The following is an 8,513-nucleotide window of genomic DNA, read 5'->3' as shown; positions in this document are numbered from 1 at the left end:
CCGGTTTTTACTCCGCCCGCGGCTGGATTATTCCGCCGCTACCGTGGCCCACTTTTGCACCGCCGCTCTCACTGCATTCGACGAATCCGATCGAGCGTCTTAATGGCGAAATCAAGCGACGCACCGAGGTCGTCGGCATCTTTCCCAACGACGAAGCCATCGTCCGTCTCGTCGGCGCGCTGCTGCTCGAACACAATGACGAATGGGCCGTCCAACGCGCCCGATACATGACACTTGAGACCATGGCGCAAATGAGCGATGATCCCCAAATCAGCCTGCCCGCAGCGGCCAGCTGATATCCCTCCGGCTCTATGTCGGAAAGCACGGCCATCAGCCGCGACCTACACCACCTCTCGGGACACGATCCTGCCGGAGCACGATGGCTTGGGCCAAACCATCCCTGAGCCTGGCGTAGAGTCGCGGTAAACGCTGGCTTGCCGACCGCTTCAGGAGGACCAGGCCGGTAAAGGGCTGCGATCGTTGCCGGAACATCTATCTCGAAATCGCGGTTGGCGGTTTCAAATTGCTCTCTGTAATAGAGCCAGTAGTCCCACTGGCCGACCGGATATTTCTCGGCTGGATAGAGATCGCGGTCATCATAGCGCCGGCGTCCGTTGGGCAAAACACGCCTTACCACCAGTTTCTGTTCATCTGCCTCAATCACGAGGTGTCCACCTTATTTAAGTGGACACCTCATGCATCACGACACTCCATCGAGAAAGGTGCGGAGAAAATCGCGTTTACGAGGCACTTATAAAAACTCATTGCCTCATCGACGTGCGACGGTGACCATATTACCTGCTGAGACATTCAATGAAACTGCAGCCAATCCAAGCGATGACGCCATAGATATCAAACCCCTCTTTATCTTATGGGGAAACGGAAACATTTTCAGCGCATAGTCAACAGTATAAGAATTGGAAATAGGCTCGCAACGCGATACGCTAAATTGCGCATTTTTAAGCAGCCTACTCATTGTAGAACAATCAAACAGATAAATATGTTCGATGTCATACATAGGGGACCGTTCACCAAGCAATTTTGGTAATCGCGCCCGAATATTATGATTAATGGCAAGAAATACTCCATCTGCGGCCAAGATACCATGGACAGCCGCTACAAAAGCCGCCGGGTTAGGCAAGTGATCCATAATCTGGAAGCAGCAAACGATGTCGAAGGATCCTTCCTCAAACATTTTTGAATCGAAAAAATCGTTGATGATACACGCACGTATATCAGGTTCCGCTCGTGAGACGGCCTCGCGCCCTGGTTCTACTCCCGTAATTTTCTCATATCCAGCTTGTTTTAAAGCCTTAAGGAAGAACCCATCACCGCAGCCTACTTCCAGAATACGCAGACTGGACTTGTCTCGACCAGCAATGGCACGCTGGAATTCACACATATAGTCCTTCACCATGTTGTTCAGTTGTGGCTCGTCCAAATAGTTTGCTTCCTGATATAACTTGCTAATTACATCATCTGCAAAGTACGGATTGGAATAAATTTGGCCGCAGCCGCTACATTCAACAATTCTCGGATGAGACCGCAGCCCCTCGCGGCGCGCCGAAAAGTTCAAACTTCCAGCATCAGGGACCCGCGCTTCATATTTAACCGTATAATCCTTCTTTCCACACGTAACGCATGTCATTTCACGCATCGATAATGGCATTGAACTACTTCCACAATGGTATAGATATTTGTTGTTTCATTTTTCATCTTATTATATCAGCTAGAATAAGACAGCAACGAAATTATTTTGGTTATTAGATTTTTTATCACGAGTTAAATTGGAAGCGCCCCAGAGTCGGAAATTAGCAACACCGCCTCCCCATCTACATAAGCACGATAAGATGAAATTTTATTCACTCTACAATTAATATTTACTATTTTTTTCTAAATTTTATTCTGCTACCATAGTATGCAACTGGAATTTACTTTGGTTGGTTGCGTTTTGATTAACTTTCAAAAGAAATCTCATTCATTACTATTGAAAATCGGGATAAAACGTCTCATCCTAGTTTTCATTTCAGTAATATTTATTACGCTTATCTTTTTATTCCACAGCCATATCACAATAAACCCCGCCATCATTGAAGAGTATCGAAGTAGGAATCCCGTTTTGGCGATCATTTTGTTCACGCTGATCTGTGCCGTTTCAACCATTGTAGCGCTGCCGTCCCTTCCTTTGAATCTTGCCGCGGGGTTTTTCTGGGGCGGCCTGTTTGGCGGTATCTATGCCACTATTGGCGCAACCATTGGCGGCTGGATATCCTTTCTAATCGCACGCTGGCTTGTGGGCCAGCCTTTAGCAGGCCGCTTTGAAAACAAGTGGGCAATCAGAGTTCAGAGAGAATTCGAAGGTAACGGATGGAAGTTCGTGGCATTTGCGCGGATCAATCCGATCATTCCCACCGGCCCCCTGAATTATTTGCTTGGCATTACCTCTCTATCCAATCGTTCTTTTTTACTGGCGACATTTGTCTTCCTCTCGCCGCCCGCGATCGCTGTGGCCTACATCGGCGATACTCTGCAAACCTTTACCGCCCAACAAGCAGGTGTGAATGAAATCATTCGAGGAATTCTTATGGTATCTGCGGCCGCAACGTTCCTGATGCTGGCGCGGTTTGCATCAAAATTTATTAGAAAAGATCGGGGATTGAATGAAAACTACGCTTTTAGTGATGACCCTCAATGAAATCGACGGCATGAAAGCCATCATGCCGAAAATCGACCGGTCATGGATGGACCAAATCATTGTCGTCGACGGCGGGTCGAAGGACGGAACGATTGAGTGGGCCAAAGAAAACGGCTACGACGTCTTTGTCCAGAAGCAAAAGGGCTTCCGCCATGCTTACACCGAAGTGTGGCCGCTGGTGCAAGGGGATATCGTCATCACCTTCAGCCCCGATGGCAATTCCGTCCCCGAATTGATCCCTGCCTTGATAGCCAAGGTAAAGGAAGGCTACGACATGGTGATCGCCTCGCGCTATCTGGCGCACGCCAGGAGTGAGGATGACGATATCATCACCAGTTTCGGAAACTGGCTGTTCACCCGCACGGTAAACATTCTCTATGGAGGCCGCTATACCGATGTCATGGTGATTTACCGGGCTTATAGAAAAGCGATGGCACAGGAACTGGGGCTTGACCGAGAAGATGCCCATGCGCTGCCGGAAAAGCTCTTCCGCACAAAAATCAGCTGGGAGCCACTGCTTTCGGTGCGCGCCGCGAAAGCAAAATTGAAGGTCGCAGAAATTCCCGGCGATGAACCAGCCCGGATTGGCGGCGAAAGAAAACTACAGATAATGCGATGGGGAGCCGCGTATTATTTTCAGTTTGTACGTGAACTGTGGTTTTGGAGGAATGCGTGATGGGTGCGCTCGTTAGCCTTTGGAAACTGCAAGATACTTTCTCCCGAATTTTGATCATCGGATCTCTACTTTTGGTGATATTTTCATACCTGCCTACGCTTCAATTCGATTATGCGACCCAAGATCAATGGAGGGCGTTCCGGTACCCTTTCGGTGCAGCCTCCCTCGACCGCCTGGAAGCATGCTTGAAGATGATCCCGGAATTTTATGCTCGAACCGGCAGGCCATTGGTTTGGCCGACAGAATGTTTGGAACATATGTTCGTGTCGAATATCTCCGACTTCAAATCTCTAAGATCTATTTCATTAGTCGTTGTGCTTTTAACGGTATCCTATCTTTCTCTGGTATTGACGAAATTTACCGACAGCCTCCCCACCGCATTCATTATCGGCGCCATTTTTGTCACAGCTCCAGGGTACGCTTTCATGTACTTTCAGGGATGGCCGGCATTAATGGTGCTGGTTTCCGTAATCCTGGCAACCTTATCATATCAACGCTTTTATGAAAGAAATAACGGAGAAGCCAAAAAAATCACAAAAATTGCCATCTCATCCATACTATTTATGGCGTCATGTATGATATATGCATCGTATGCATTTTTAGTTGTAATTCTGGCGTTATTATGCTTTGCGACAGATACCAGATCAACTTTTCCGAAGCGGGTGCGGGATCTGATTGGTTCTTTATTATTTTACGCCGCGCTGTCGTCTATATATTACATCCTCGTAAAACTATGTGTTGCTGCATTGAACACCACTTTCGGGGAATGGCAGTTAAAAAACTACGAAGTGACCGCTCAATTTTCACCAGACTATCTTTATACAAAACTAAAAAGCATCGCCTGGATGTTTTACATGATGCCACCATCAAACCTGCATACGCCACACGGCGCAGGATTGATAATATTATTGCTTTTTAGCCTGAAAGCTTCCATGGTTGATGGCAACAAATTTCAAGTCAACAAGATAATTGTCAGATTTCTTTTTGTATTTTTAATATCATTCACTATACTTATGTCTTCAGTATCACCGTTGCTTTTTAGCAAAATGGACGCAATTTACACGAGATACTTCCTCCCATTCTATTTATTCTTTAGTTTCGCAGCCGTATGGCTGGTAAAAGCAGGTATTGGATCAAAAATCTTCAATTTTCCGCGGCTAATTCCATTGCTTGGTGCCTTCTCAGTTTTGGTATCCGTCGCACTGATACAAAACCGCAATTCGATTCTCGAGGTTGTCACAACCCGTGTGGAAATTGAGGCCTTAAAAGCGAAGCTAAGCCAATGGAAAGCAAAAGACTGGACAGAAAATAGATTTCTATTGGTCGTAATGCCCAAAGTATCCAGATTTAGCGCGGTAGATCCAATGGTGAATTGGGGCGAGGATAACGCTGTCATCAACAGTTCTAGAAATCCCGTCGGAGTTCCCTGGATGGTTAACGCTGTGTTGCTGGATATTTTTCAAAAATCCGATCTAAATACCGTTGACTGTGCTTTCGACACGGGGTCGTGCGTTGCTGGCGCTTTATCGTCTCCCCATAACATCGCTATAGCCTATACCTACGGTACTGAACCGGTGAAATCGGCAGCCCAACCATACATAATTAATTTATCTGACATTACATCGCAACCGATCACCCCAGATATTGTTCCACAACCTGGCATATCGGCAAGCTCTGTCCTTGAAAATTTTAACGCAGAGGGCTTGTTATACTCCACCCAGCCGGGATGGCATGCGCAAAAAAATCCTGCTTACCCTCAGTCCATCACAATAAATTTCGTTATGAATAAACGCATCGAGAGCATCGGATTCCTGCCACAGGATGATAACGCAGACCGTATGCCGAAACATATAAAAATAGAAACCAGCGAAAACGGAAGCGAATGGGTAACGTCCGGTGTTTACCAGGATTTATGCGCCTCAAAAGGTGCGGACGGCTGGCATCAGGAAAAACTACCAACGCCGACCGAAGCCCGGTATCTTCGAATTAACATTTATTCGAACTGCGGGAATCCTAACCTGCTTACCCTTCGCGGGTTTAGGGCAAGCCCTTAGGAACCAGTCATTCGTTCGAAAACGACCGATTTCAAGCGCGTATGGGGAAACAATGTTTAAGAGCAGAACGAATCTTAAGCTATTATTTAGCAACACGAAAATTCAAAAACTGATACTATCAATATTGATTATTGCCATATATTGGAATGGCTTATTTGCAGGCGCTCCACGATCAGATCATTCTTCGTATTTTAACCAAGTAGGTAAATATTCAGATTTTTTGGATATAGTAGCCAATACTCCATACTGGCAACGGATCGGGGACGATCTTTTATTTCGTCCTTTATTATATCTTCAGTTAAACGTAAGTCACTATCTGTTTGGCTACAATTTTTTTTATTGGCAGGTCACAAGCCTTGTTATCCATATCCTTGTTGTTATCGGATTATTCAACCTTTTCGCTCGCGGAAGATTGGGTGATACGCTTTTTCCATTCATAATATCCGCCCTGTTCGGTTGCGCTTTCATCTCTTCGGAGATAGTTTTTTGGAATCATATAACTGGATATATAACATTCTCCTTGTTTGGCTTATACACTGTTATTTTTCTGCTTAAATTTATAAGTACCAACGACGTTCGACGTGGATACATTGCGTTACTATACGGTATACTAGCAGAATTTTTTTATGAGCTTGGATTTGTAATGAATTCTATTATTTTTCTAGTATTATCGTATAATTATGTTTTGACCAAAAATAGAATTTTTCTGAAATTTTCCGTACTGTTTCTTGCTGCATCTATAATGTATGTCGTGCTTAACATTGCAAACCTCGCTTTGGTTCGCGGAATTGCGCAATTTACCGCCATTGAACAAGTGTCCGGTGATAGATCCCTGGCACGTGATATACCCATTGCTGTATGGTACGCCTTGCAGCAGATCGCATTCTGGCTTGGCGGCTGGGCTCTCCCGGCGGGATATGAAATCGCGGCCGAAAATCGAGCTAACTTCCGCGGTTTTCATTTTTCAGGCATTGCCTTTTTAACCAATTTTACTTTTGTAATTGGTCTTGTTTGTCTTTTTATAATAAGTATCGGAAGTGGAGATTTTTATCATTTAATTAGATACAAAAAAATTTGGCTTTCTGCTTTATGTGTATTAGCGTTCCTTTTCGTCTATTCCTTCGTGATAGCTTTCGGCAGAACCGTGCCTAGGGGATGGGACTATTTCAATGTTAATATGTATTATTCATATATAGCCTGTCTTTCCGCAGCTGTCTGCTTCGCTGTGTTTTTTGTCGAACCGGATAACAAGCCATCTAAAACATCAATGTTAATACAATCACACGACGAAAGTCACGCGCAGATATATTTGATGTACTTTATTTTATTTTCATTAATTGCAATTAATTCATATAATACATATAGGTTTTCTGTGAAACTTAGTTCTAATCCAGACTATGCGACAGAATTCAACTGCTTCGACCGCTCTAAGATCCCAAAAATGTTCTGCATGACCATTACAGCGTCAACGGTTTTGGAGGAAGAGCTTGGTCCATCCAAGTTAACCGCTGCTATTGACCCGGGCTGGCATGCACTGCCACCAATTACCTATCCACAGATGCTTGAGATTGATTTTAGACGGCATCGGCTGGTGAAAACTGTTTCTTTTCGTCCGCAGAGCGGGCATCCTGATAGAGCGCCAAAGGGCGTCACGATTGAAACGAGTGACGATAAAAGCGAGTGGAAACAAATTTATAGTAATGAGTTGACTTGCTCTCAGGATTCGGAGAGGTGGAATACGCTCGTTCTTCCTGACAAAATTCGTACTCGTTATATAAGAATTCAAATAATTTCAAATTGCGGCAATCCCGGCTCCCTTACTCTTAAAGGGTTGAAGTTCGGCTCCTAAATTCAACAGCGTGTTATCGCACCGGTTCTGGACAGATTGGCCAGCACCGGTGCGTATGTCCCACTTAACTAAATAAACACCCAAATGATCCGCTCAGATCACGCATATCGGCCTCCCGTGTTCGTATCCGCAGTTCCGGGGATGGTGCCTGGAAAAAAGTTTTGGTCACCATTTACCCATATCACTCCATTGGTGGCGCAGTAATAGCGCGCGCCAGTAGCATTTCCGGAAATCGGGCCTGCTGAGGTGGTGATGCATGATCCGGTCTGTGCAGTGGCGCATGCTATGCTATAGGTTGCGTCGTTGTCGATGGTAATCGTGCCGCCGCCGCTGAGAACGATCTGCGAGCCGTTCTGCGCCAGAAACGCGCCCAACGATGCGCTGCGCAGAACGCATCCTGTGCCAATTTCCAGATAGGAGGCATGATCTGCGATGAAAGAATAGACACCATTCTCAGTGGTTTCCAAAATCATATTATAGCATCTGGCTGTGCCACCCAAGTTTATTGAAAATACGACAACCCAAGCATTGACTGTTACGTTTTTAAGGTGAACTCCGCGCATGGTCACTGTTCCGCCTATCAGAGCGACCGGGGTATAATCGCCGGGGCTATTGCTGATGACATAATATTCCGGGTTGGCCTCGTCACCAATGATGCTGATTGTACCGACGAAAGCCCTGCGTACAGAAGCATATGTCCCCGGAATACCAAGCTGGACAATACCTCCGGCCGGAGGCAAGACATAGCTCTCGAGTTTGTCTATCGCGGCAGAAATGGTCTGGAGGGCCTCACCGGGCGTATTGGCATCGCCTGAGTTGGCATCATTCCCGTCCGGGCGCACATAGACGACCGGTGGAACGGAGGGCACCGTCGCCTCGTTTGCCATCACCCACGATGTCCCATCGTAAATGAGGACGACGACCTGTCCTTTTGTCAGGCAATAGCGCACCAGATTCCTGCCGCCGCGAAACACCACGGGCCTGGCGCCGAGGCCCTTCACATGGAGTGTGACCGGACCCATATTCGTCGCCGCCAGCTTCAGCACGATCATCATGCCGGCAACCAGCGCCGAAGGCGCCGGGTCGAGGGTGGGCGGTGAGCGTGTTCGGCGTGCCGCCGCTCACGGCACATGTCCATTTGCCGGATTGCGCGTCGAGCGCGATCTTTTCAATGTATACCCCGTTCACGCGATAACCCGAAAATCGCGTGGCCTGATGACGCGGAAATTGTCGGTGACG

Annotated in this window: 8 protein-coding genes; 6 read left to right on the top strand and 2 right to left on the bottom strand. The window is 46.6% G+C overall.

Features of this window, described 5'->3' with window-relative positions:
• A partial coding sequence (locus IEX53_RS23270; RefSeq protein ID WP_236016353.1) for a transposase occupies window positions 1-296 on the top strand: 296 nt, incomplete at its 5' end.
• Between the two features lie 473 nt (window positions 297-769).
• Here IEX53_RS23270 and IEX53_RS23265 read toward each other — a convergent pair.
• Window positions 770-1,669 (bottom strand): class I SAM-dependent methyltransferase, encoded by a 900-nt coding sequence (locus tag IEX53_RS23265; RefSeq protein WP_188826553.1) that lies wholly within the window; start codon window positions 1,667-1,669, stop codon window positions 770-772.
• A gap of 450 nt (window positions 1,670-2,119) precedes the next feature.
• On the opposite strand from IEX53_RS23265, the gene IEX53_RS23260 reads away from it, so the two are divergent.
• Genes IEX53_RS23260 through IEX53_RS23245 form a run of 4 tightly spaced genes read left to right on the top strand, consistent with a single transcriptional unit; the run spans window position 2,120 to window position 7,274 of the window.
• Complete coding sequence (locus IEX53_RS23260) at window positions 2,120-2,695, top strand: TVP38/TMEM64 family protein (protein ID WP_188826552.1); 576 nt, start codon at window positions 2,120-2,122, stop codon at window positions 2,693-2,695.
• Window positions 2,661-3,371, top strand: coding sequence for a glycosyltransferase family 2 protein (locus IEX53_RS23255; protein ID WP_210311702.1), 711 nt, complete (start codon window positions 2,661-2,663; stop codon window positions 3,369-3,371). The genes IEX53_RS23260 and IEX53_RS23255 overlap by 35 nt, the downstream gene beginning before the upstream one ends.
• The gene (locus tag IEX53_RS23250; protein WP_188826551.1) at window positions 3,371-5,425 is read left to right on the top strand and encodes a discoidin domain-containing protein; all 2,055 of its coding nucleotides are present in this window, start codon (window positions 3,371-3,373) and stop codon (window positions 5,423-5,425) included. The genes IEX53_RS23255 and IEX53_RS23250 overlap by 1 nt, the downstream gene beginning before the upstream one ends.
• Window positions 5,426-5,477: 52 nt before the next feature.
• A complete protein-coding gene (locus IEX53_RS23245; protein ID WP_188826550.1) occupies window positions 5,478-7,274 on the top strand; it encodes a discoidin domain-containing protein in 1,797 nt (598 codons plus the stop codon).
• 98 nt (window positions 7,275-7,372) lie between these two features.
• Here the strand turns inward: IEX53_RS23245 and IEX53_RS23240 are convergent, their stop codons facing one another.
• Window positions 7,373-8,329 carry a hypothetical protein gene (locus IEX53_RS23240; protein ID WP_188826549.1) on the bottom strand — a complete coding sequence of 319 codons (957 nt, stop codon included), beginning with the start codon at window positions 8,327-8,329 and terminating at the stop codon, window positions 7,373-7,375.
• Between IEX53_RS23240 and IEX53_RS23710 the strand changes: the two genes are divergently transcribed.
• Window positions 8,328-8,513, top strand: a 186-nt coding sequence (locus IEX53_RS23710) for a hypothetical protein (RefSeq protein ID WP_210311701.1), incomplete at its 3' end; no start/stop codon positions are given. The two genes, IEX53_RS23240 and IEX53_RS23710, sit on opposite strands and share 2 nt — an antisense overlap.

It is taken from the genome of Paramesorhizobium endophyticum (genome assembly GCF_014640615.1).
GTDB lineage: Bacteria > Pseudomonadota > Alphaproteobacteria > Rhizobiales > Rhizobiaceae > Paramesorhizobium > Paramesorhizobium endophyticum.
This window is presented reverse-complemented; position numbering and strand designations above follow the sequence as displayed.